Source organism: Actinomyces sp. S6-Spd3, assembly GCF_000758755.1.
Lineage (GTDB): Bacteria > Actinomycetota > Actinomycetes > Actinomycetales > Actinomycetaceae > Pauljensenia.
In genome coordinates this window covers 1-596 of record NZ_JRMV01000204.1, presented here as the reverse complement: position 1 = coordinate 596, position 596 = coordinate 1, and the positions used below count along the sequence as shown (strand labels likewise).

General features: G+C 54.5%; 1 protein-coding gene and 1 pseudogene. Both read left to right on the top strand.

The genetic code is table 11. The features are described from left to right. A partial coding sequence (locus HMPREF1627_RS01750) for a carbohydrate ABC transporter permease (protein ID WP_034500587.1) occupies positions 1-336 on the top strand: 336 nt, incomplete at its 5' end. A gap of 1 nt (position 337) precedes the next feature. Further along, positions 338-596 (top strand): annotated as a pseudogene (locus HMPREF1627_RS01745) (carbohydrate ABC transporter permease); the annotation flags it as partial.

Here is a 596-nt window from a genome sequence, read left to right as displayed (position 1 = left end):
GGCTTCAGGGGGATTAGTGATGACCTGCGCGAAGCGGCCCGCGTGGATGGTGCTAGCGAGTGGCAACTGTACAAACACATCATCTTCCCGCAGCTGTCTGCCGTAGCCTTGTCAGCAGTTATCATCATTGGTCACATGGCGTTGAAGTCATTCGACCTGATCATGGCTGTTACGGATCAGCTCACATACTCCACTAAGGTTCCTGCAATCGACATGTACAACTACATGACTTCGGGTGATTACTCAAATGCTGCAGCGGTTGGAACGATTCTGCTGGTGATTGTGGCGATCTTGGTCGTGCCGTACCTGATCCACGACGCGAAGAAGAGGAAGTGACATGAGCACTCAAGTAAAGAATGCTTTGCCTACCGCGAACCCGCACGTGGTGAAGAAAGGAAGTCCGGGAACTACCGCGATTCGCTACGCGCTGTTGATTCTCTTCCTTGCGATGGTCCTGATCCCGGTGTACGTCCTCTTTGTCACCTCGTTTAAGGGGGCAGCGGAGGCAGATCCTTCGCGCACTTGGTATCTGCCTCAGGAGTGGGACGTTCAGAACTGGCAACGCGCGTGGGACGCATTGGCAGCTCCTCTTGGCC